Raw genomic sequence first — 20,932 nt, forward strand, 5'->3', positions numbered from 1 at the left:
TGACCTTGACAGCATCGAATGACCCATTGAAGCCCCAAGCATTCAGGGCGCGGCGTTGGACTCAGGCGGCGTCCATGCCTTGGTGGCGCAGCAAGGCGTCCAGGCTGGGTTCGCGGCCCCGGAAGGCCTTGAACGATTCCAGCGCCGGGCGGCTGCCACCTGCTTCCAGAATGGTTTGGCGGTACAGGCGACCCGTTTCCACACTGGGCGTGCCATCGGCCGCGGCGGTTTCTTCAAACGCGGCATAAGCATCGGCGCTCAGCACCTCGGCCCATTTGTAGCTGTAATAGCCCGCAGCGTAGCCACCTGCAAAGATGTGGCTGAAGGTGTGGGCCATGCGGTTGAAAGCGGGCGGGTGCAGCACGGCCACTTCATCGCGCACTTGTTGCAAGAGCGGCATGAAGTCTTGCGCCGGGTCGTGCTCGGCGTGCACCAGCATGTCGAACAATGCAAATTCGATTTGGCGCAGCGTCTGCAAGCCGCTTTGGAAGTTTTTCGCGGCCAGCATCTTGTCGAACAGCGCGCGCGGCAGCGGCTCGCCCGTCTCCACATGGGCGGTCATGTGGCGCAGCACCGACCATTCCCAGCAGAAGTTTTCCATGAACTGGCTGGGCAACTCGACCGCGTCCCACTCGACACCGCTGATGCCCGAGACATCGCGCTCGTTCACCTGGGTCAGCATGTGGTGCAAGCCGTGGCCAAACTCGTGGAAGAGGGTGATCACGTCATCGTGCGTCAGCAAGGCGGGTTGACCATTCACGCCTTCGGCGAAGTTGCACACCAGGTGCGCCACGGGCGTTTGCAGCACGCCCGTGTCGGGCCGCTGCCAGCGGCCGCGCACATCGTCCATCCAGGCACCACCACGCTTGCCCGCGCGTGCGGGTGGGTCCAGATAGAACTGGCCGACCAATTGGCCGTCGCGCTCGATCCGGTAAAAAGCCACGGCCGGGTGCCAGACAGGGGCCTGGTCGGGGCGGATAGTCACTTCAAACAGGGTTTCGATGATCTTGAACAAGCCGGCCAGCACTTTGGGGGCTGTGAAGTACTGCTTGACCTCTTGCTCGCTGAAGCTGTAGCGGGCTTCCTTGAGTTTTTCACTCAAGTAGGGCACGTCCCAAGCGTTAAGCGGGCCGGTGATGCCCAGCGCGTTGGTTGCGAATTCGCGCAAGTCGGCCAGGTCTTTTTCGGCAAACGGGCGGGCTTTGGCCGCCAGGTCGCGCAAGAAGGCGGTGACCTTTTCAGGGGATTCGGCCATCTTGGGCACCACAGACACCTGAGCGTAGTTGTCAAAACCCAAGAGGCGCGCCTCTTCCTGGCGCAACGCCAGGATTTCCTGCATCAAGGGCGTGTTGTCGAAGTGCTTCGCGTCATCAGGGGCTTGATCCGACGCGCGGATCACATAGGCTTTGTAGAGCTGCTCGCGCAAAGCGCCGCTGTCGGCAAACTGCATCACGGGCAGGTAGACCGGCATTTTCAGGCTCAGGCGGTGGCCCTCTTTGCCTTCTTTTTGGGCGGCCTCCCGGGTGGCCTGCACCACATCGGCGGGCACGCCTTGGAGCTGGTCTTCGCTCACGTACAGCGCAAACTTGTCGGTCGCGTCGAGTGTGTTTTCGCTGAACTTTTGCGTGATTTCGGCCAGCCGTTCCTGGATGGCGGCGTAGCGCTCTTTGGCTGCACCTTGCAGCTCGGCACCGCCCAGTACAAAGGCGCGCAAGGCATTTTTGTGGGCTTGTTTTTGCTCATGGTTCAGGCGGGTTGCGTCAATCGCCTTGTATTTGGCGTACAGGCGCTCGTCGCTGCCCAGGCGTGTCCAGAACTCGGTCACGCGGGGCAGGGCGGCGTTGTAGGCGGCGCGCAGCTCGGGCGTGTCGGCCACGCTGTTCAGGTGTGAGACCGCGCCCCAGGCCAGTCCCAAGCGTTCGGTGGCCACGTCGAGGGTCTGGGCGATGGCTTTCCAGTCCGCAAGAAAGTCCGCCGCGGTGACTTTCTCCAGGGCTTGTTCTGCCGCAGCCAGCAGTTCGTCCATGGCCGGGGCCACATGCTCGGGGGCAATGCGGTCAAACAAGGGCAGGCCAGAGGTGTCGAGCAAGGGGTTGGTCATGGGTTTCCAAATAGGGGTTCAGTCGGTACTTTGTATCACTTGGAGGCGCGTTCAGCCGCTTCAAGGGTATTGACCAGCAGCATGGTGATCGTCATGGGGCCCACGCCACCGGGGACCGGGGTGATATAGCCTGCGACTTGTTTCACGCCGTCAAAGTCCACGTCGCCACACAGCTTGCCTTCGTCGTTGCGGTTCATGCCCACATCCAGCACCACTGCACCGGGCTTGACCATGTCAGCGGTCAGCACGTTGCGCTTGCCCACCGCCGCCACGATCACGTCGGCTTGCAATGTCAGCGCTTTGAGGTTTTGGGTGCGCGAGTGCGCGATCGTCACGGTGGCGTCTTTTTGCAGCAGCATCAGCGCCATGGGCTTGCCCACAATGTTGCTGCGACCGATCACCACCGCGTGTTTGCCGCGCAGGTCGTAGCCGATGCTTTCCAGCATCTTCATGCAGCCATAAGGCGTGCAAGGCCAGAAACCCGGCATGCCGGTCATCAAGGCCCCGGCACTGGCGATGTGAAAGCCGTCCACGTCTTTGGCCGGGCTGATGGCCTCGATCACTTTTTGCGCGTCGATGTGGGCGGGCAGGGGCAGCTGCACCAGGATGCCGTGGATGCTGGGGTCTTGGTTGAGCGCCTCCACGCGTGCCAGCAGAGCCGCCTCGGTCATGTTGGCGTCGTACTTTTCGAGCACCGAGTGCAGGCCGCTGTCTTCGCAGGCTTTGACCTTGTTGCGCACATAGACCTGGCTGGCCGGGTTGTCGCCCACCAGCACCACGGCCAGACCGGGGGTGATGCCTTTGGCCTTGAGGGCCTGGGCTCGGCTGGCGACTTCGGTGCGCAGTTTTTTGGACAAGGCGTTGCCGTCGATGAGTTGGGCGGTCATGTTTGAAACTCGAAAAGGTCAGTGAAAAATGCAAAACGCCCGACAGGTGCGGGCGTTTGGAGCTTGTGGGTGCGGATCAGGCTTTGGGTGCGTTTTGCCCCAGCGCGATCTTGAGCAGATCGGCCACCGTGTTGGCGTTGAGCTTCTCCATGATGTTGGCGCGGTGCGCTTCCACCGTCTTGATGCTGATGCCCAGATCGTCGGCAATCTGTTTGTTCAGGCGACCGGCCACGATGCGCTCAAGCACCTGGGCTTCGCGCCCTGTGAGCTTGGACAGCAGGGCGTCTCGGCTGGCGGCTTGCTGGTAACCGGCAAAAGCGTCACGGGCTTCGTCGAGCATGCGCTCGACCAGACCCAACAGTTCTTCTTCTTTGAACGGTTTTTGGATGAAATCCATCGCGCCTTTTTTCATGGTGTTCACGGCCATAGGCACGTCGCCGTGGCCGGTGATGAACACGATGGGCAAGGGGGATTTGCGCTCGATGAGGCGGTCTTGCAACTCCAGACCGGTCATGCCGCCCATGCGCATGTCGGCGATCAGGCAGGCGACTTCGCGGGGGTCGTAGCGGCTGATGAAAGACTCGGCACTGTCAAAACAACGCACCCGGTAATCCTTGCCTTCGAGCAACCACTGCAAGGAATCGCGCACTGCTTCGTCATCGTCCACAACGTACACAGTGCCTTTTTTGGGAATCAAGCTCATTCATTTACCCCGTGGGTTGTTATGTGGTCAAAGCGGCTTCGACCGGAATCCAGAAGGAGAACCTGCAACCGGTCACCTCGCCGGCATTGTAGAGGTTCTCAGAAACGATCCGGCCCTGGTGAGATTCGATGATGCTGCGGCACAAATTCAGGCCAATCCCCATGCCTTCCACCTTGGTCGAGAAAAAGGCTTCGTAGACCCGCTCGGTGTCTTCCGGTGGCAAACCTTGGCCTGTGTCCGTGACTGAAAACTCCACCACCGACTGGTTGTCGATTTGCCTGGGCACGATGCGCAACTCGACATGCCGTTGCCCGGCGGGGCGGTTGGCGTTGTCGATCGATTCGGCCGCATTTTTCATCAGATTGATCAGCACCTGTTCGATCAGGATCGGGTCCACCATCAGCTGTGGCAGTCGGGCCGCCACATGGTGTGTCAGGCGCACGTTGCGACGGCGCATCTCGATTTCGGCCAGCTCCAGTGCTTCGCTGACCATGGCCGACACATCCGACAAGGTGCGGTTGGGCTCGCTGCGCTTGACGAAGCTGCGGATGCGCAAAATGATCTGACCGGCGCGCTGAGCCTGGCGGGCGGTTTTGTCTAGCGCAGACAGCAGGTCTTCTTCCTTGACCTGCTGTGACTTGATGCGCGAAATCATGCCGCTGCAGTAATTGCTGATGGCTGTGAGCGGCTGGTTCAGCTCATGCGCCACGCTTGAAGCCATTTCGCCCATGGTGATCAAGCGGCTGGCGTTTTGGGCGCGTTCGGCTTGCTGGGCCGCCAGCTCTTCGGCCTGTCGGCGCGGCGTGATGTCGCTGGCAATCACCATTTGCGCCAGTCGTCCGTCGGCCCAGTTGATGTAGCGCGAGCGCACTTCCAGCCATTTGCCCAACTCCGACACGAAGATTTCGGAGTTTTCGGATTTGGCGACGGTCAGGCTTTCCGTGGGCAGACCCGCCATCTCGTCCACATCGTCGTTCTCTTCAGCCCGGTCATTGCTGTCGGTCGCGCCCGCTTGCTGCACCAGTCTCAGGTGCCCCACGGTGTTCTGACCAAACCAGAGCCGGTACAACTTGTTGGCAAACAGCAGCTCTTCGCTGCCCAAAGGGGCCACCGAAACCGAGGCGTCCAGCGCCTCCAGCACGATGGTGAAGCGTTCATGCGAACTGGCCAGTTGCTCCCGAATCCGGTTGGGCTCGGTGATGTCGGTCATCGAGGTCATCCAGCCGGTTTGCTTGCCGGTCGCATCGATCAGCGGTGACACATACATGCGGGCATCAAACAGCTGACCGTTTTTGCGTTTGACCCGCACCTGAAAACCACCTGCGGAGTGTTGCCCGCTGATCTCTTCTTCCAACCGTTTCATCAGCAACTCGCGGTCCTGGTCTGGCCAGTAGGGGAAAGGGGCCACCGCACCGACCAGATCGGACTCGCTCCAACCCGTCATCTGGCAAAAAGCGGGGTTGACGTAAGTGATGCGCCCGCGCAGGTCAAGGGCCCGCATGCCGGTTAGCATGGAGTTTTCCATGGCGCGTCGGAAGTTGGTTTCGGCCACCAGGGCTTTTTGGGCCTGTATGCGCCTGCGGGTATGCCGCCAGTTGCCGATCAGCATCCAGGCCGTCATCACGCTCAACACACTCACCAACCAAAACAAGCCGCCACCCACCAGGCCCTGAGAAGTGCGCCAGGCTTGGGCCCGCAAAATCAGGTCATTGCCCACGGGTGAGACGGGCACTTCGTAATCGTTGTTGGGTTTGTCACTGCCGGGCAGCAAGCGCCACAGGGCAATGCGGCCCGGAATGGTTTGTCCGGCCAGCAATTGGCCTTTGCCGTCTTGCAGTGCCACGGCATATTTGGCCAGCACCTCGGTCGGGATGCCGTAGCGCAGCAGCCCTTCCATGGTGTATTCCGCCAGAATCACCCCGCTGAAGCGGCCTTGGTCGTTACTCAGGGGGGTGTGCAACTGCAACACCGCGAGTTGGGCGTCCTTGTCCACATCGGTGTTGATCTGGCCATAGATGGGCTGCATCAAGTCGCGGGCCAGGCTGAAGTGGCTTTCGGTTTCGCCGACTTTGAGTACCGTGCCGGCACGCATGTGCTGGCTGGGCGAAATGCTGGAGACGCTCTGGTTGGCGATGATGCGCCGCCGGTCGTCGATCCAGGTCAAGGACAGAAACTCCGGGTATTGCTGCACTAGGGCTTCAGCTCGGGACAAAAACTGATCGGTGCGGATCTCCTTGTTGGAGACATCGCGTGCCAGGCGCATGACCTGTTCTTGCCGCTCCAGCAAACGCAGACGCAGACGTTGTTGAGCGTATTCCACATCCCGTTTGATGGCTTCCTGCTCCCGCTCGATCTCTTCGACCCGCAAGTACCAGAATGCGCTGGCAATGGCGGCCAAAAAAAGCACCACAGCCACCACGGGGGCTAGGTTGGCATAACGGTCCTGTCTGTTGGGAGATTGGCGGTGCCACCACGAGCGCCACCAAGCCCACGGTCCGACCTTGGTCACGACCGATGCTGCTTTGTTCAATTCCATCCCCGGAGTTTAGGGGACAAGCCCTCGGTCACGTCCCTGTGATCCGCTTGGCAGTCCGAGAAACCAGCATTAAATTTCACAATGCAAAATACAAAAGCACAATTTGAAATAACGAAAAAAATATGTGAGAATTCAGGCATCATTTGTTCACAACAGCAACAGGAGACACGCATGACAGCGGCAGCACCTCAACAACCGGACCGTGACCTGGACGCACAGGAGACCCGTGAATGGATGGACGCACTGTCCGCCGTGATTGAAAAAGCAGGACCCGAGCGTGCTCACTTTTTGCTCGAAGAGTTGCTGGAAGAAGCCCGCCAGCACAGCATCGATCTGCCGTTTTCGGCCACCACCGGTTATGTGAACAGCATCGAGCCCAACGAAGAGGCCCGCTGCCCCGGCAACATCGAGATCGAAGAACGCCTGCGCGCTTACATGCGCTGGAATGCCATGGCGATGGTCGTCAAGGCCAACCGCCACAACCCCGAAGACGGTGGTGACCTGGGTGGTCACATCGGCTCGTTCGCCTCGCTGGCCCACATGTTTGGTGCTGGCTTTAACCATTTCTGGCACGCCGAGAGCGAAAACCACGGCGGCGACTGCCTCTACATCCAGGGCCACGTCTCCCCCGGCGTCTATGCCCGCGCTTACCTCGAAGGCCGCCTGACCGAAGAGCAGCTGCTCAACTTCCGCCAGGAAGTCGACGGCAAAGGTCTGTCGAGCTACCCACACCCCAAACTCATGCCCGAGTTCTGGCAGTTCCCCACGGTGTCCATGGGTCTGGGCCCCTTGATGGCGATCTACCAAGCGCGCTTTTTGAAATACCTGCACGCCCGTGGCATCGCCAACACCGAAAACCGCAAAGTTTGGGTGTTCTGCGGCGACGGCGAGATGGACGAAGTTGAATCACTGGGCGCGATCGGCTTGGCCGCACGCGAGAACCTGGACAACCTGATCTTTGTCGTCAACTGCAACCTGCAACGCCTGGACGGCCCGGTGCGCGGCAACGGCAAGATCATCCAAGAACTCGAGGGCGAGTTCCGCGGCTCGGGCTGGAACGTCATCAAGCTCTTGTGGGGCAGCGAGTGGGACAGCCTGCTGGCCCGCGACAAGGACGGCGCGCTGCGCAAGCTGATGATGGACACCCTGGACGGTGACTACCAGGCCTTCAAAGCGAACGATGGCGCGTATGTGCGCAAGCATTTCTTTGGCCGCGACCCCCGCACACTCGAGATGGTGGCGCACCTGTCGGACAACGACATCTGGAACCTCAAGCGCGGTGGTCATGACCCACAAAAGGTCTACGCCGCGTACCACAAGGCGGTCAACACCAAGGGCCAACCCACCGTGCTGCTCATCAAGACCGTCAAGGGTTTTGGCATGGGCAAGGCAGGCGAGGGCAAGAACACCGTCCACCAGACCAAGAAGCTCACGGACGACGACATCAAGTACATGCGGGACCGCTTCAACATTCCGATCCCGGACAGCGAGTTGCCCAAGATCCCGTTTTACAAACCGGCCGATGACACGCCAGAGATGCGTTACCTGCACGAGCGCCGCCAAGCGCTGGGCGGCTACCTGCCCAAGCGCCGTGCCAAGGCCGACGAGAGCTTCACCGTGCCATCGTTGGAGACCTTCAAGGCCGTGATGGAGCCCACCGCGGAAGGCCGCGAAATCTCCACCACCCAAGCGTATGTGCGCTTTTTGACCCAGCTGCTGCGCGACCAAGCCCTGGGCCCCCGCGTGGTCCCCATCTTGGTGGACGAAGCCCGCACCTTCGGCATGGAAGGCCTGTTCCGCCAGATCGGCATCTACAACCCTGCTGGCCAGCAGTACACCCCGGTCGACAAAGACCAGGTCATGTACTACAAGGAAGACAAAGCCGGTCAGATCCTGCAAGAAGGCATCAACGAAGCCGGTGGCATGTCCAGCTGGATCGCTGCGGCCACCAGCTACAGCACGTCCAACCGGATCATGATCCCGTTCTATGTGTACTACTCGATGTTCGGCTTCCAGCGTATTGGCGATCTGGCTTGGGCTGCGGGCGACATGCAAGCGCGCGGCTTCTTGCTGGGCGGCACATCGGGTCGCACCACGCTCAACGGCGAAGGCTTGCAGCACGAAGACGGTCACAGCCACATCATGGCCAACACCATCCCGAATTGCGTGTCGTATGACCCCACCTTCGCCCACGAAGTCGGCGTCATCTTGCACCACGGCTTGAAGCGCATGGTCGAGAAGCAAGACAACGTCTTCTACTACCTGACGCTGCTGAACGAAAACTACGCCATGCCAGGTCTGACGCCCGGCACCGTAGAGCAGATCATCAAGGGCATGTATTTGTGCAAGCCCGGTGCTGCTGGCGAGAAGCGCGTGCAACTGCTGGGCTCGGGCACCATCCTGCGCGAATCCATCGCCGCCCAAACCCTGCTGGCCACCGACTGGGGCATTCAGGCCGACGTGTGGAGCTGCCCGAGCTTCAACGAACTGACCCGCGACGGTCAGGACGCCGAGCGCTACAACCTGCTGCACCCGATGGAAACACCTCGCGTGCCGTTTGTCAGCCAGCAACTGGCCAAGCACAATGGCCCCGTGGTGGCATCGACCGACTACATGAAGGCCTATGCCGAGCAGATCCGGCCTTTCATCCCGAAGGACCGCACCTACAAAGTGTTGGGCACCGATGGTTTTGGTCGCTCCGACTTCCGCAGCAAGCTGCGCGAGCACTTCGAGGTCAACCGCCACTACATCGTGATCGCCGCCCTCAAGGCGCTGAGCGAAGAGGGCAAAGTGCCTGTGGCGCAGGTGGCCGAAGCCATCCAGAAGTACGGCATCAAAACGGACAAAATCAACCCCCTGTACGCTTAAAAACCGGAGACAAACATGGCATTGGTAGAAGTACAAGTCCCGGATATCGGGGATTTCGATGAAGTGACCGTCATTGAGTTGATGGTCAAAGTGGGCGACACCGTGAAAGCCGAGCAGTCGCTGATCACGGTCGAATCCGACAAAGCCTCGATGGAAATCCCGTCGAGCACCGCGGGTGTCGTGAAGGAAATGCGCCTGGCGCTTGGTGACAAGGTCAAACAAGGCTCGGTCGTGCTGGTGGTCGAGGCCGCTGCCGCTGCAACCGCTGCAGCACCAGCAGCCGCACCTGTTGCAGCGGCCCCCGCTGCAGCGCCAGCCCCAGCCGCTGCACCAGTGGCAGCGGCATCCGGCCCCGTGCAAGTGCATGTGCCCGACATCGGCGACTTCAAGGACGTGGCCGTCATCGAGGTCATGGTCAAGCCTGGTGACACCATCAAGGTCGAGCAATCGCTGATCACGGTCGAGTCCGACAAAGCCTCGATGGAAATCCCGTCGTCGGCCGCTGGCGTGCTCAAGGAATTGAAAGTCAAAGTGGGCGACAAGGTCAACATTGGTGACCTGCTGGCCATTCTGGAAGGCACAGTTTCTGCAGCTGCCCCAGTTGCCGCCGCCGCTGCACCTGTGGCTGCGGTTTCGGCCCCGGCTGCCGCCGCATCGGCACCAGCGCACGCCCCCGGTGGCACCACGCTGGGTTTGCCCCACGCCTCGCCATCGGTGCGCAAGTTCGCCCGCGAGCTGGGTGTGCCACTGGATGAAGTTAAAGGCTCCGGCCTTAAAGGTCGCATCACCCAGGATGATGTGCAAGCCTTCACCAAGGCCGTCATGTCGGGCGCTGCGCAGACCAAGGCGCAAGCGGCCAAAGCCCCTGCGGGCGGTGGAGGCTCCGAACTGGGCCTGATCCCCTGGCCCAAAGTGGACTTTGCCAAATTCGGCCCGATCGAGCGCAAGGAGATGAGCCGCATCAAGAAGATCAGCGGCGCCAACCTCTTGCGCAACGCCGTGATGATCCCGGCTGTCACCAACCACGACGACGCCGACATCACCGATCTCGAAGCCTTCCGCGTCTCCACCAACAAGGAAAACGAGAAGAGCGGCATCAAGGTCACCATGCTGGCCTTCCTGATCAAAGCCTGCGTGGCCGCGCTCAAGAAGTTCCCCGAGTTCAACAGCTCCCTCGACGGCGATGCCCTGATTTACAAGCAGTATTACCACATTGGCTTTGCCGCCGACACGCCCAACGGTTTGGTAGTGCCTGTGATCAAGGATGCCGACAAGAAAGGCGTTTTGCAGATCAGCCAGGAAATGGGCGAGCTGGCCAAGAAGGCCCGAGACGGCAAGCTCGGCCCTGCCGACATGTCGGGCGCAACTTTCACCATCTCCAGCCTGGGGGGCATTGGCGGCAAGTACTTCACGCCCATCATCAATGCGCCCGAAGTGGCCATCCTCGGTGTCTGCAAGAGCACCATGGAGCCCGTCTGGGGCGGCAAGCAGTTTGTGCCACGCCTGATGCTGCCCCTGTCCTTGACATGGGACCATCGTGTCATCGACGGCGCTGCAGCGGCTCGCTTCAATGCGTTTCTGGGTCAAATCCTCAGCGACTTCCGTCGCGTGTTGCTCTGAGAGGAATTGACGTATGGCACTGATTGATATTCAAGTCCCCGACATTGGCGACTTCGACGAAGTGGCCGTGATCGAGTTGCTGGTCAAACCCGGCGACACCGTCAAGGCCGAGCAATCGCTCATCACCGTGGAGTCCGACAAGGCCTCGATGGAAATCCCGTCGAGCCACGGGGGCGTGGTCAAGGAACTCAAGGTCAAGCTGGGCGACAAGGTGAAAGAAGGTTCCGTGGTGATGGTGCTTGAAGCGTCTGAAGGCGCCGCGGCTCTGGTAGCCGCTCCCGCTCCTGCGGCTGCACCGGCAGCAGCACCTGCTGCCCCGGTCGCTGCGCCCGCTGCCGCCAGCTTTGGCGGCTCGGCCGATATCGAGTGCGACGTGGTCGTGCTTGGCGGCGGCCCCGGAGGTTACTCGGCGGCTTTCCGCGCGGCCGACCTCGGCCTCAAGGTTGTGGTGGTCGAGCGCTACAGCACCTTGGGCGGCGTCTGCCTGAACGTGGGCTGCATCCCTTCCAAGGCCTTGCTGCACGTTGCCGCCGTCATGGACGAAGTGGCACACCTGGGCGACTTGGGCGTCGAGTTCGGCAAGCCGGTGGTGACCATCGACAAGCTGCGCGGCCACAAGGAAAAAGTCATCGCCAAGCTCACGGGTGGTCTGGGCGCCATGGCCAAGATGCGCAAGGTCACCATCGTGCGCGGCTACGGCAGCTTTGTCGGTGCCAACCACATCGAGGTGGAAGAAACCACAGGAAGCGGACAGGACAAGACCGGCAGCAAGAAGGTTGTGGCCTTCAAACGCGCCATCATTGCAGCGGGCTCGCAGGCCGTGCGCCTGCCCTTCATGCCCGATGACCCGCGTGTGGTCGATTCGACCGGTGCGCTGGCCCTGGCGGGTGTGCCCAAGAAAATGCTGATCGTCGGTGGCGGCATCATCGGCCTGGAAATGGGCACGGTCTACAGCACGCTGGGTGCCCGCCTGGACGTGGTCGAGATGATGGACGGCCTGATGCAAGGCGCCGACCGCGATCTGGTCAAGGTTTGGGAGAAGATGAACAAGGGTCGCTTCGACAACATCATGCTCAAGACCAAGACGGTGGGTGCGCAGGCCACGCCCGAGGGCATCAAGGTGCAATTCGAAGGTCTGGACGGCACCAAGAGCGAAGGCACTTACGACCTGGTGCTGCAAGCCGTGGGCCGCACGCCCAACGGCAAGAAGATCGCTGCAGAAAAGGCAGGCGTGGCCGTGACCGACCGTGGCTTCATCAATGTCGACATCCAGATGCGCACCAACGTGCCGCACATCTTTGCCATTGGCGACATCGTGGGCCAGCCCATGTTGGCGCACAAGGCGGTGCACGAAGCCCACGTGGCGGCCGAAGTCATTGCGGGCGAACTGCAAGGCAACAAAGAGTTGGCAGCGGCGGCGTTCAACGCCCGCGTCATCCCCAGCGTGGCCTACACCGACCCCGAAGTGGCCTGGGTGGGCTTGACCGAAGACCAAGCCAAAGCACAAGGCATCAAGGTGAAAAAGGGCTTATTCCCTTGGACAGCGTCTGGCCGCGCCATTGCCAACGGCCGCGACGAAGGCGTGACCAAACTGCTGTTCGACGATTCACCCGAGGCCCACGGCCACGGCAAGATCCTCGGCGGCGGCATGGTGGGCACGCACGCGGGCGACATGATTGGTGAGATCGCTCTGGCCATCGAAATGGGCGCAGACGCCGTGGACATCGGCAAGACCATCCACCCACACCCCACGCTGGGCGAGAGCATCGGCATGGCGGCAGAAGTGGCGCACGGCAGCTGCACAGACGTGCCGCCCAGCAAGAAGTAAACGCTGCGAGCCTCAAAATGAAGAAGCCCGGACGGGAAACTGTCCGGGCTTCTTGGTTTCTGCGGTCCGCTGGTCTTCACTGCCTATCAATGCGCCCCAAGGTAACACCCCTCAGCCCGCTCCCCATCCACTTCCTCATCTTCTTCGCTGCACAAGGCGGCGATCAGGGCTTGGTCCACGACTTGGCCGGGCAGCAGCAGCTCTTCATTCGTCCAGCGCTTGACCAAGTGGCCATTGGCCACGCCGCCGGTGTGTGGGGCTTGGTAGGCGCGGCGGTGTTGCATGGTGACGCCGCTGTTGGCGTTGGCGATGAAGCGGCTTTCGCCCAAGGCCCAGGGTTCAAAGTAGGCGTTGGCGACAGCATCCACTTGGCGGAAGTAGCTGCGTGCGCCCTCGGCGTTGAGCTTTTTGCGCACGGTGCGGGTGATGAGGCCTTGCAGGTGGTCGAGCGCGGCGTCGTCCATTTGCGCCAAGGCTTCGGTGCTCATGTTTTGTGTGGCCAGCGCAGCGGTGGCGGCCAGCTCGGCAGGCAGCACTTGCACCATGGCTTTCACCACGTCGTGGTGTGGCGCAATGGCGGTGGCCACGCCGCGTGTTTGCGGCTGAATGGGGCAGCGGATCTCGACAAAGCGCGGCTTGACGGGGCCTGTGCAGCCGTCGTGGTGGTAATACTCGCCCTGGCTGAGGCGCCCCTTGCTGGAGCGCCCGCGCACATCGCGGTAGGTGGGGTGTTGGCTGTGAACATTCAGGCAGACGACCAATCCGGTGGCATCGACCAATTGGTAGAAGGCTTCACGCCATTCGGGTAAGAGGAGTTTGTCGTGCAGGTAGTCGCTGGGCAGGGCGGCTTCTTGGCCCGCTTCGCCTTCAATGACCAACACAAAGGGCTTTGGCCGGCGCACGCGCCACAGGGTGTTGGCAAATTCCAGGACCGAGCTGGTGCTTTCTGTGTTGGAGGTGGCGCTGTGGCCTGTGGGGTCAGACATAGGAAAGTTCGGCAATCGGTCGCGATCAATGACGATCAGGCAGTCGGCAGGAATTTTAGGGCTTCATTTCAAAAGGGCTCAGCCTGTGCCCAGCGCTTGCCACACCCGAAGGGCGGCATACGCGTCGTTGGCGGCATAGACCAGTTGCGATTCGCTCAACCGTTCATTGGCCCAATTGCTGGTGGCAGCCTTTTTGGATTTCATGAAGCGCTGATTGAACAACACCGCCACCGCGCCCTTGACCCCCATGTCTTTGCGGTAGCCGCGCTGGTGGAAGATGGTGTTGAGTTCCAGAATGCCTTGGGGCTCAATGCCCAGTTTCTGGATGATGCGTTTTCGGTCATCGCCCAAACCAAAACCAGCTTTGACGATCCCCGGTTGCGCCAGCAGTGTGGCAGCCACGCTTCGGCATTGTGGATCGTGCAACTGAAACACCCAGGCTCGCTCTGCAGTGGCAAGTTGCAGGATGTGGGGGCCATCAGAAGCTTCACCCACTCTGAAGGTGGGTTTGGACTCGGTATCAAAACCCCATGCGCCGGCCTGAAGCAGCTGTGCATGGGCTTGCTCCGCTTGTGTGCCGCTGCTGACCAGGGTAATTCGGTCCAGTCCAAGCCGCTCAAAAAGCGGGAGGAGGGCGATGGCGTCTTTGTCAGGGGTGGTATGACGAGGGCTCATGTGATCAGCCCGCCGTTTTTCGTGAAGTCTTCTTGGTCTTGTCGATCGCCTGTTTGCGCACAGCGCGTTCAGCATCGGCTTTTTTCCCTTCGGCCAACCATTGGGCGAATTGTTCGGGAGTTTCCAGCGTGATGCGGCCCAGTGCGGCCGAGCGAAAGTCATGGATCACGATGTGTGCGGCCTTGGTGGTGTTGACCCGTCCGCCACTTTGCATCGCGCCGCGCACTCGGCCAACGGCTTCGAGCAAGGTTTCGTCGGTGTGGCTGGCCACATCGGTGATTTTGTAGCGGTCCGTCAGTGCCTGCGGATAGTGAGAGATCAGGTAATTGAGCAACTCCAGCGCCACCACTTCTTCATCAAAAGCGTTCACGCCAATCGCTCCGCTGGCTGCGAGGTTGTAACCGCTTTGCTCAACGATGATGCGCGGCCACAGCACGCCCGGCGTGTCGTACAGATAAAAATCGTCGGCCAGCGCGATGCGCATCTCTTGCTTGGTCACGCCAGCTTCGTCACCTGTTTTGGCTGCGCGTTTGCCTTTGAGGGTGTTGATCAGCGTGGATTTGCCCACGTTGGGAATGCCGCAAATCAGCACGCGCATGGGTTTGACCATGCCGCCACGGTGGGGGGCCAGTTGTTGGCAGGCGTCGATCAGTGCTTTAGCGGGCGAGCTCATGCTCGTGTCCAGGCCTATGGCCCGCACGCCGGGCAGGGCGTTGTAATGGGCCAACCATTGGGTGGTGCGGGCTGGATCGGCCAAATCCTGTTTGCTCAAAATTTTGAGAGCGGGCTTGCCCTTGATCAGCTCGGCCAACATGGGGTTGGCACTGGAGCCGGGAAGTCGCGCATCGAGCATTTCGATGACGACGTCAATCTCTTTGATGCGCTCCCCAATCGCTTTGCGCGTGAGGTGCATGTGTCCGGGAAACCATTGAATCGCCATAAAAGCCGCTGCCAACCGAGAATCAAAGATGTTGATTGTCGGTCACTTTGGTTGCGGTGGTTGAGTTTTCAACAGACCGTGGCGCCATGGGGCGCATCCCTTGGCCCATGGCGCCATGCAGATCAGCGGACCAGATCTTCCAGCGCGTCGATGACGATGCTGGTGCCAATGGCGATCAGCAAAATATCAGAGGCGACCCGGACATATTTGTAGCCCGCAGGAGGTACGCCCAACGTCAGCACCACCGAGCGGGGCAAATCGTAATAAACCACACCAGCAGGCAAAGGTGCACCCTTGCGCCATTTTTTCGCTTGACCCGGTGGCAAGCAGCCGTTGCCTTTTTTGGCCAAGCCGGGTGGACAAAACCCCATATTTTCTTTTTGCCCGTAGTAAGCACGTGCCGCTTCTTGCTGGTGCGGCTGAAAATAAGCACCAATGGCAAGGGTGCCGGCAGAGGAGGGCGCTGGCATGTGCGGCGGCTGAGGTGTTTGCGAGCGGTGCATGCCTTGCGGCTCGTGATCGCGCTTGCGCATGGGATGTTGTGCGCGATCCAGACTTGGCTTGCCTTGGCGCTGGGCTTTACGGGGCGTTTCATCATCCGGCTTTTGTGCCTGAGCTGCTTGGGGTAGCCATAAAGCAGGCGCCAAGGCCAGCAATGCGGTGCAGATGTATCGTTTCGAGATCATTGGGCGCTTTCGTTGAACTTGTCGAACGGTGGATCTGCACAACTTAGCTGCACCTGCGGGAATTCGATGTGCGTCAGCACACACAAGTGCATGTCTTGCCCAGCGCCCGGCCCATGAAAAAAGGCAGCCAGGTTATTCACCATGGCTGCCTTTCGGCGAAAGTAATTGAAAAATTACTTCTTCTTGTTCACGGCTGCTTTGAAAGCGGCGCCGGCAGTGAAACGAGGCACGGTAGCGGCTGCAATCTTGAGCTTCTCACCTGTGCGTGGGTTCTTGCCAACGCGGGCAGCGCGCTTGGCTGCTTTGAAGGTACCAAAACCAATCAATTGCACGTCTTGTTTTTTTGCAACTGTCTTGGTGATGATTTCAACCAAAGCGCTCACGGCACGGCCGGCGGCGGCTTTGGACATGTCTGTTTCTTTTGCCAAGGCTTCGATCAGTTCTGCTTTGTTCAAGATTTTCTCCAAATGAATAGAACGGCGAGATTTTGCCATGCAAAGATGCTGTTGTTGACTTAATTTTTCTCAATTTCATCAAGTTGTTTCACCTATGCAACTTTACATAATATACATCGTATGTAATTAGATGGGTGTGAAACATCCCACCGATGAGGGATAGCTTAGCTACAGCAGCTTCACCAGCCGGTTTTGAAAGGCTTGCTGGGCACCTTTGCAGCACTGTCCACCTGAGCGGGTCCGATTGGCGGCGATGTCTGAACAACGGCAGACAGGGATCCGGGCTGAGTCACCGCTGCGTTGGTAGCAGGCTCTAGAGCGCGTGTAGGCACTGCAGGATCTTCGAGCCTTGCCGCACGCGCACGTTGGCGCTGCAAGCCGACTTCAATCAATTCCTTGGCGTTTTTGCGTTGGCCGCGTACAGCAAAATCCAGCGCCGTCATGCCCAACTGGTTTTTGATGTTCAGGTCAGCACCGGCCTGGATCAGCACCTTGACGGCCTCGGGGCTGCCGTACATGGCGGCCATCATCAATGGTGTGGTGCCGTTGGGAGATTCCGCATCAATGTAGGCGCTTTGCTCGAGCAAAAACTCAATGACCTGTACCTGACCCGCAGAGGCCGCGTAATGTAGAGGCGTCCAACCGGGTTTGTTGACATCGGCATCGTTTTCCACGAGCTTTTTGACCAAGGGCAAATAGCCTTTGAGCGCGGCCAGCATCAAGGCACTTTCATCCTTGTCGTTGCGAACTTCCACTTTGACTTTGGGCCAACCCGCCAACAACTCAGCCACTTTGAGCGATGGCTCCCGCACGGCCAGCATCAGGCCAGAAACACCGGACGGATTGACCGTATTGGGATCGAAACCACGCTGCAACAAGCTCTGGACTGTTTTGACATCATCGAACTGGATCGCCTTGAAAAAGTCTTCGTAAGAGCCTGCCCACGTGATGCTCAAGGAAGACAAAAAACCAGCAAAAACAATAATCTTTTTAAACAACTGAAAGCTGTGCATGAGGTTATTCAGCCGAGGTTCGGGCAAACAATTGAAGGAAATTCCGCGTGGTGAGTTCACCGATGGCCTCGCTCGTCGAGCCGCGCAACTCCCCGAGCAGCCTGGCCACGTAGGGCACATAAGACGGGTTGTTGGTCTTGCCCCGGTAAGGCACAGGGGCCAGGTAAGGGCTGTCGGTTTCGATGAGCAAGCGATCATCGGGCACAAATTTGGCTACTTCGCGCAAATCGGCTGCCGTTTTGAAGGTCAGGATGCCTGAGAACGAGATGTAAAAACCCAAGTCCAGTGCGGCACGGGCCACCTGCTGGCTTTCGGTGAAGCAATGGAATACGCCGCCTGCGCACCCCGCACCACCCGTCTCGCCCTCTTCGTTCAGGATGGCGATGGTGTCGTCCGAAGCCTGCCGCGTGTGGATGACCAAAGGCAAGCCTGTCTGGCGGGCCGCCCGGATGTGGGTGCGAAAACGTTCACGCTGCCATTCCAGATCGGCCACAGTGCGCCCGCCTTTGCGCTCGTCCATTTGGTAATAGTCGAGGCCCGTCTCGCCAATGGCGACCACTTTGGGACGGGCCGCGCCATCCAGCAAATCCTGCAGGTTCGGTTCGCGCACGCCTTCGTTGTCGGGGTGTACACCCACCGTGGCCCACATGTTGTCGTGGGCCATGGCCAGGTTGTGCACCTCATCAAACTTTTCCAGGGTGGTGCAAATGACAAGGGCACGCGTCACCTGAGCGGCCTGCATGGCCTGCTCGATGACGTCCAGCTGGCTCATCAGCTCCGGAAAATTGAGGTGGCAGTGGGAGTCGGTGTACATGGCTCAGCCCTTGGACATCAGGGTTTGGTGGGCGTCGGCGGTCAGGGCTTCGAGCATCAGACCGGCATTGAAGGGGTGTTCGGCCGTGCGGGCCGACTGCATCAGGCGCTTGAACCAATCGGTCAGCACCGCCACCGATGCGGCGCAAGCAGGCAATTGGCTGGTATCAAAAAATCGAGGCAAGGCCCCCGACTGGCGCAACACCAGGTCGTGACACAGTTTTTGCAGGGCATCGATGGCCTGGGCCGGGCTGAGTTCAGCCAAGTGACGGGCATCGCCCTGGCGCATGGCTTTGGGCAAAGCGGCCCACCAATCGGGCGACAAACCGCTTTCGGCCTGGCGCAGCACATCGGTGGGGCGGCCCCCTGCACTGCGCAGCAAAGCCTGCGCCACAGGCGCTTGCACACCCTGCCCGCTCAGCCAGTTCAAGGCTTCATCGGCTTCTGGCCATTTCATCGTGTAGGCGAGACATCGGCTGCGGATGGTCGGCAAGAGCAGGTGCCCTGCTTCGGTGGCCAACACAAAGCGCACGTCGCCAGGCGGCTCTTCCAGCGTTTTGAGCAAGGCGTTGGCCGTGATGGTGTTCATGCGCTCGGCCGGGAACACCAGCACCGCTTTGCCGCGCCCGCGTGCATCGGTGCGCTGCGAAAACTCGACCGCATCGCGCATCGCGTCGACCCGGATCTCTTTGCTGGGTTTGCGGGTTTTCTTGTCGATCTCGTCCTGGGCTTTTTCCGACAAAGGCCAGCCCAGCTCGATCATGACCGTCTCGGGCATCAGCACTGCCAGGTCGGCGTGGGTACGCACGGCAATGGCGTGGCAGCTGGCGCAATCGCCACAAGCGCCATGCGCTGAGGGTTTTTCGCAGAGCCAGGCCGAGGCCAAAGCCAAGGCCAGGTCGTATTGGCCCAGGCCCGATGGGCCTTGCAGCAGCCAGGCGTGGCCGCGTTGGGCCAGCAAATCGGTGGCTTGCCGGGCGATCCAGGGGGCTGGCACGTTGGCGCTCATGCGGCGCTCCGCTGGAGCCAATCGTTCACGATGCGTGACACATCTGCACCCACGGCTTCCATGCTTTGCGCAGCATCGATGCGGGCAAATCGCCCTGGCATTTCGGCTTGCCGTTTGGCATAACCGGCACGGACCGCGGCAAAAAATTCGGCGGGCTGGGATTCGAATTTATCTGGCACACGGGCAGAGGCCAGACGCTCGGCTGCAATGAGCGGGTCAAGGTCGAACCAGACGGTCAAATCGGGTTGCCACAAATATGGATACTCGCCTTCGCGGGCATGACGTGCATGTGGGGTGTGGCTTGCTTCTGGGGTATGCCCTGCTTGCGCTGTTGTGGCGTCGTCGACAGGGCGCTGCTGCACCATGCGCTCCAGCTGAGCCAGCACTTGCCAGTCAAAGCCCCGCCCACCGCCTTGGTAGGCGAAGGTCGCATCGGTGAACCGGTCGCACAAGACCACATCACCCCGCGCCAGTGCGGGTTCGATGACTTGAACCAAGTGTTCACGGCGGGCTGCGAACATCAGCAGCGCTTCGGTCAGCGGGTCCATGGCCTCGTGCAACACCAATTCGCGCAGTTTTTCCGACAGCGGCGTGCCGCCCGGCTCGCGGGTCAACACCACGGCCCTGCCCGCTTGGCGGAACAGATCGGCCACGCGGGCGATGTGCGTGGACTTGCCCGCGCCGTCGATGCCTTCAAAACTGATGAATGTGCCGCTGCTCATAAAGGTGTTAAATCCATCCCCCCATTGTCGCCGATGCCACTGGCCAGGCCACACAGCCAATCACTGCCCGCGCTGGTAGCGGTTGACGGCCCGGTTGTGCTCGTCTAGGGTGGCGCTGAAGTGGCTGGTCCCATCGCCCTTGGCCACAAAATAAATGGCAGTCGTTTTGGCGGGTTGCACAGCAGCCAGCAAAGCGGCTTTACCGGGCATGGCAATCGGCGTGGGCGGCAGACCGGCCCGGGTGTAGGTGTTCCAGGGGGTGTCGGTCGTCAGGTGCACCCTGCGCAAATTGCCGTCAAAAGCTTCCCCCAGCCCATAAATCACAGTGGGGTCGGTCTGCAGGCGCATCCCGATGCGCAGCCGGTTGTTGAACACGCCCGAAATCTGCGCCCGGTCTTGCGCCTTGCCCGTTTCCTTTTCCACAATACTCGCCAGAATCAGCGCTTGCTCGGGCGACTGCAGGGCGGCTCCAGGTTGACGAGCCTCCCAAGCTTGCTGCAGGTGCTTGTCCATGGCTTTCATGGCCCGCTGCAGCACCGCCAAATCACTGGCCCCTTTGGCGTACGAATACGTGTCCGGGTAAAAGCGCCCTTCCGGGGCCACGCCGGGACGGCCCAGTTTGGCCATCACGGCCTCGTCGCTCAAGGTTCGGCTGTCAGCTTGGAGGCTTTCCGCCTTGGCCAAAGCCTGGCGCACCTGCCGCCAGTTCCAGCCTTCCACAATCGTCACCGCGCGCAGACTCTCCTCGCCTCGGACCAGCATGTTCAGCAGCCGTTGCGGCGAGGTGCCCGGTGCAATTTCATAACTGCCCGCCCGCATCTGGCGCGACTGGCCGGACAAGCGAAACCAGGCATACAGCAGCGTGGGCGAGGTCTGAGCCCCGGCATCGGCCACGGCCTGGGCAATCGCCTTGGGGCTTGTGCCCGGCTCGATGGACAGATCCAATGTGGCCTGACGGGTGTCCATGGGTTGGTGCAACCACCAAGACGCGCCTCCCAGAAGGCCCAAGGCCACGAGCAACAGGCTGACCAACCACTTCATCAAGCCTTTGAGCACGGGCATGTCCTTGTTCGGGTGTTGAAAACGTGGA

General features: G+C 60.5%; 17 protein-coding genes. 3 read left to right on the forward strand and 14 right to left on the reverse strand.

Going from position 1 to position 20,932, the window contains the following annotated elements; translation table 11 throughout:
* Positions 1–61 precede the first annotated feature (61 nt).
* The 4 genes from B9Z34_RS01435 to B9Z34_RS01450 all read right to left on the reverse strand — a co-directional run bounded on the left by B9Z34_RS01435 (position 62) and on the right by B9Z34_RS01450 (position 6,227).
* Positions 62–2,101, reverse strand: coding sequence for a M3 family metallopeptidase (locus B9Z34_RS01435; RefSeq protein WP_108426301.1), 2,040 nt, complete (start codon positions 2,099–2,101; stop codon positions 62–64).
* A 35-nt stretch (positions 2,102–2,136) separates the two neighbouring features.
* Positions 2,137–2,988 carry a bifunctional methylenetetrahydrofolate dehydrogenase/methenyltetrahydrofolate cyclohydrolase FolD gene (gene folD, locus B9Z34_RS01440; protein ID WP_108426303.1) on the reverse strand — a complete coding sequence of 284 codons (852 nt, stop codon included), beginning with the start codon at positions 2,986–2,988 and terminating at the stop codon, positions 2,137–2,139.
* 76 nt (positions 2,989–3,064) lie between these two features.
* Entirely contained in the window at positions 3,065–3,691 is a 627-nt protein-coding gene (locus B9Z34_RS01445; protein ID WP_108426304.1) for a response regulator transcription factor, read from the reverse strand.
* 19 nt (positions 3,692–3,710) lie between these two features.
* Complete coding sequence (locus B9Z34_RS01450) at positions 3,711–6,227, reverse strand: PAS domain-containing sensor histidine kinase (protein WP_108426305.1); 2,517 nt, start codon at positions 6,225–6,227, stop codon at positions 3,711–3,713.
* 171 nt (positions 6,228–6,398) lie between these two features.
* On the opposite strand from B9Z34_RS01450, the gene aceE reads away from it, so the two are divergent.
* From aceE to lpdA, 3 genes are read left to right on the forward strand one after another with little or no spacing between them, the layout of a single operon-like run.
* Positions 6,399–9,095 (forward strand): pyruvate dehydrogenase (acetyl-transferring), homodimeric type, encoded by a 2,697-nt coding sequence (aceE, locus tag B9Z34_RS01455; protein WP_108426307.1) that lies wholly within the window; start codon positions 6,399–6,401, stop codon positions 9,093–9,095.
* Between the two features lie 15 nt (positions 9,096–9,110).
* On the forward strand, positions 9,111–10,715 hold the full coding sequence (aceF, locus tag B9Z34_RS01460; RefSeq protein ID WP_108426308.1) for a dihydrolipoyllysine-residue acetyltransferase: 1,605 nt from the start codon (positions 9,111–9,113) through the stop codon (positions 10,713–10,715).
* Between the two features lie 13 nt (positions 10,716–10,728).
* Entirely contained in the window at positions 10,729–12,543 is a 1,815-nt protein-coding gene (lpdA, locus tag B9Z34_RS01465) for a dihydrolipoyl dehydrogenase (RefSeq protein ID WP_108426309.1), read from the forward strand.
* An 86-nt stretch (positions 12,544–12,629) separates the two neighbouring features.
* Here lpdA and B9Z34_RS01470 read toward each other — a convergent pair whose 3' ends face one another.
* The 10 genes from B9Z34_RS01470 to mltG all read right to left on the reverse strand — a co-directional run bounded on the left by B9Z34_RS01470 (position 12,630) and on the right by mltG (position 20,904).
* On the reverse strand, positions 12,630–13,529 hold the full coding sequence (locus B9Z34_RS01470) for a hypothetical protein (RefSeq protein ID WP_108426311.1): 900 nt from the start codon (positions 13,527–13,529) through the stop codon (positions 12,630–12,632).
* 78 nt (positions 13,530–13,607) lie between these two features.
* Complete coding sequence (locus tag B9Z34_RS01475; RefSeq protein WP_108426313.1) at positions 13,608–14,204, reverse strand: 3'-5' exonuclease; 597 nt, start codon at positions 14,202–14,204, stop codon at positions 13,608–13,610.
* 4 nt (positions 14,205–14,208) lie between these two features.
* Positions 14,209–15,144 (reverse strand): ribosome biogenesis GTPase YlqF, encoded by a 936-nt coding sequence (gene ylqF, locus B9Z34_RS01480; protein WP_108426314.1) that lies wholly within the window; start codon positions 15,142–15,144, stop codon positions 14,209–14,211.
* Positions 15,145–15,266: 122 nt separating this feature from the next.
* Positions 15,267–15,677, reverse strand: coding sequence for a hypothetical protein (locus B9Z34_RS14590; protein ID WP_199220039.1), 411 nt, complete (start codon positions 15,675–15,677; stop codon positions 15,267–15,269).
* Between the two features lie 326 nt (positions 15,678–16,003).
* Entirely contained in the window at positions 16,004–16,285 is a 282-nt protein-coding gene (locus tag B9Z34_RS01490; RefSeq protein WP_090047922.1) for an HU family DNA-binding protein, read from the reverse strand.
* A gap of 179 nt (positions 16,286–16,464) precedes the next feature.
* Entirely contained in the window at positions 16,465–17,241 is a 777-nt protein-coding gene (locus B9Z34_RS01495; RefSeq protein WP_233249366.1) for an ankyrin repeat domain-containing protein, read from the reverse strand.
* A 61-nt stretch (positions 17,242–17,302) separates the two neighbouring features.
* Entirely contained in the window at positions 17,303–18,112 is an 810-nt protein-coding gene (locus tag B9Z34_RS01500; protein ID WP_108426316.1) for a TatD family hydrolase, read from the reverse strand.
* Between the two features lie 3 nt (positions 18,113–18,115).
* Positions 18,116–19,120, reverse strand: coding sequence for a DNA polymerase III subunit delta' (locus B9Z34_RS01505; RefSeq protein ID WP_108426317.1), 1,005 nt, complete (start codon positions 19,118–19,120; stop codon positions 18,116–18,118).
* A complete protein-coding gene (tmk, locus tag B9Z34_RS01510) occupies positions 19,117–19,842 on the reverse strand; it encodes a dTMP kinase (protein ID WP_108426319.1) in 726 nt (241 codons plus the stop codon). The genes B9Z34_RS01505 and tmk overlap by 4 nt, the downstream gene beginning before the upstream one ends.
* Positions 19,843–19,902: 60 nt before the next feature.
* Positions 19,903–20,904, reverse strand: coding sequence for an endolytic transglycosylase MltG (gene mltG / locus B9Z34_RS01515; protein WP_199220040.1), 1,002 nt, complete (start codon positions 20,902–20,904; stop codon positions 19,903–19,905).
* Positions 20,905–20,932: the final 28 nt, after the last annotated feature.

Origin of the sequence: Limnohabitans sp. Hippo3 (assembly GCF_003063665.1) — a bacterium.
Classification (GTDB): Bacteria; Pseudomonadota; Gammaproteobacteria; order Burkholderiales; family Burkholderiaceae_C; genus Limnohabitans_A.

What these genes read in the sequence shown, in the direction of transcription:
- B9Z34_RS01435 (WP_108426301.1), bottom strand. Translation starts at nt 2,101, where the DNA reads ATGACCAACCCCTTGCTCGACACCTCTGGCCTGCCCTTGTTTGACCGC.
- folD (WP_108426303.1), bottom strand. Translation starts at nt 2,988, where the DNA reads ATGACCGCCCAACTCATCGACGGCAACGCCTTGTCCAAAAAACTGCGC.
- B9Z34_RS01445 (WP_108426304.1), bottom strand. Translation starts at nt 3,691, where the DNA reads ATGAGCTTGATTCCCAAAAAAGGCACTGTGTACGTTGTGGACGATGAC.
- B9Z34_RS01450 (WP_108426305.1), bottom strand. Translation starts at nt 6,227, where the DNA reads ATGGAATTGAACAAAGCAGCATCGGTCGTGACCAAGGTCGGACCGTGG.
- aceE (WP_108426307.1), top strand. Translation starts at nt 6,399, where the DNA reads ATGACAGCGGCAGCACCTCAACAACCGGACCGTGACCTGGACGCACAG.
- aceF (WP_108426308.1), top strand. Translation starts at nt 9,111, where the DNA reads ATGGCATTGGTAGAAGTACAAGTCCCGGATATCGGGGATTTCGATGAA.
- lpdA (WP_108426309.1), top strand. Translation starts at nt 10,729, where the DNA reads ATGGCACTGATTGATATTCAAGTCCCCGACATTGGCGACTTCGACGAA.
- B9Z34_RS01470 (WP_108426311.1), bottom strand. Translation starts at nt 13,529, where the DNA reads ATGTCTGACCCCACAGGCCACAGCGCCACCTCCAACACAGAAAGCACC.
- B9Z34_RS01475 (WP_108426313.1), bottom strand. Translation starts at nt 14,204, where the DNA reads ATGAGCCCTCGTCATACCACCCCTGACAAAGACGCCATCGCCCTCCTC.
- ylqF (WP_108426314.1), bottom strand. Translation starts at nt 15,144, where the DNA reads ATGGCGATTCAATGGTTTCCCGGACACATGCACCTCACGCGCAAAGCG.
- B9Z34_RS14590 (WP_199220039.1), bottom strand. Translation starts at nt 15,677, where the DNA reads ATGCGCAAGCGCGATCACGAGCCGCAAGGCATGCACCGCTCGCAAACA.
- B9Z34_RS01500 (WP_108426316.1), bottom strand. Translation starts at nt 18,112, where the DNA reads ATGTACACCGACTCCCACTGCCACCTCAATTTTCCGGAGCTGATGAGC.
- B9Z34_RS01505 (WP_108426317.1), bottom strand. Translation starts at nt 19,120, where the DNA reads ATGAGCGCCAACGTGCCAGCCCCCTGGATCGCCCGGCAAGCCACCGAT.
- tmk (WP_108426319.1), bottom strand. Translation starts at nt 19,842, where the DNA reads ATGAGCAGCGGCACATTCATCAGTTTTGAAGGCATCGACGGCGCGGGC.
- mltG (WP_199220040.1), bottom strand. Translation starts at nt 20,904, where the DNA reads ATGCCCGTGCTCAAAGGCTTGATGAAGTGGTTGGTCAGCCTGTTGCTC.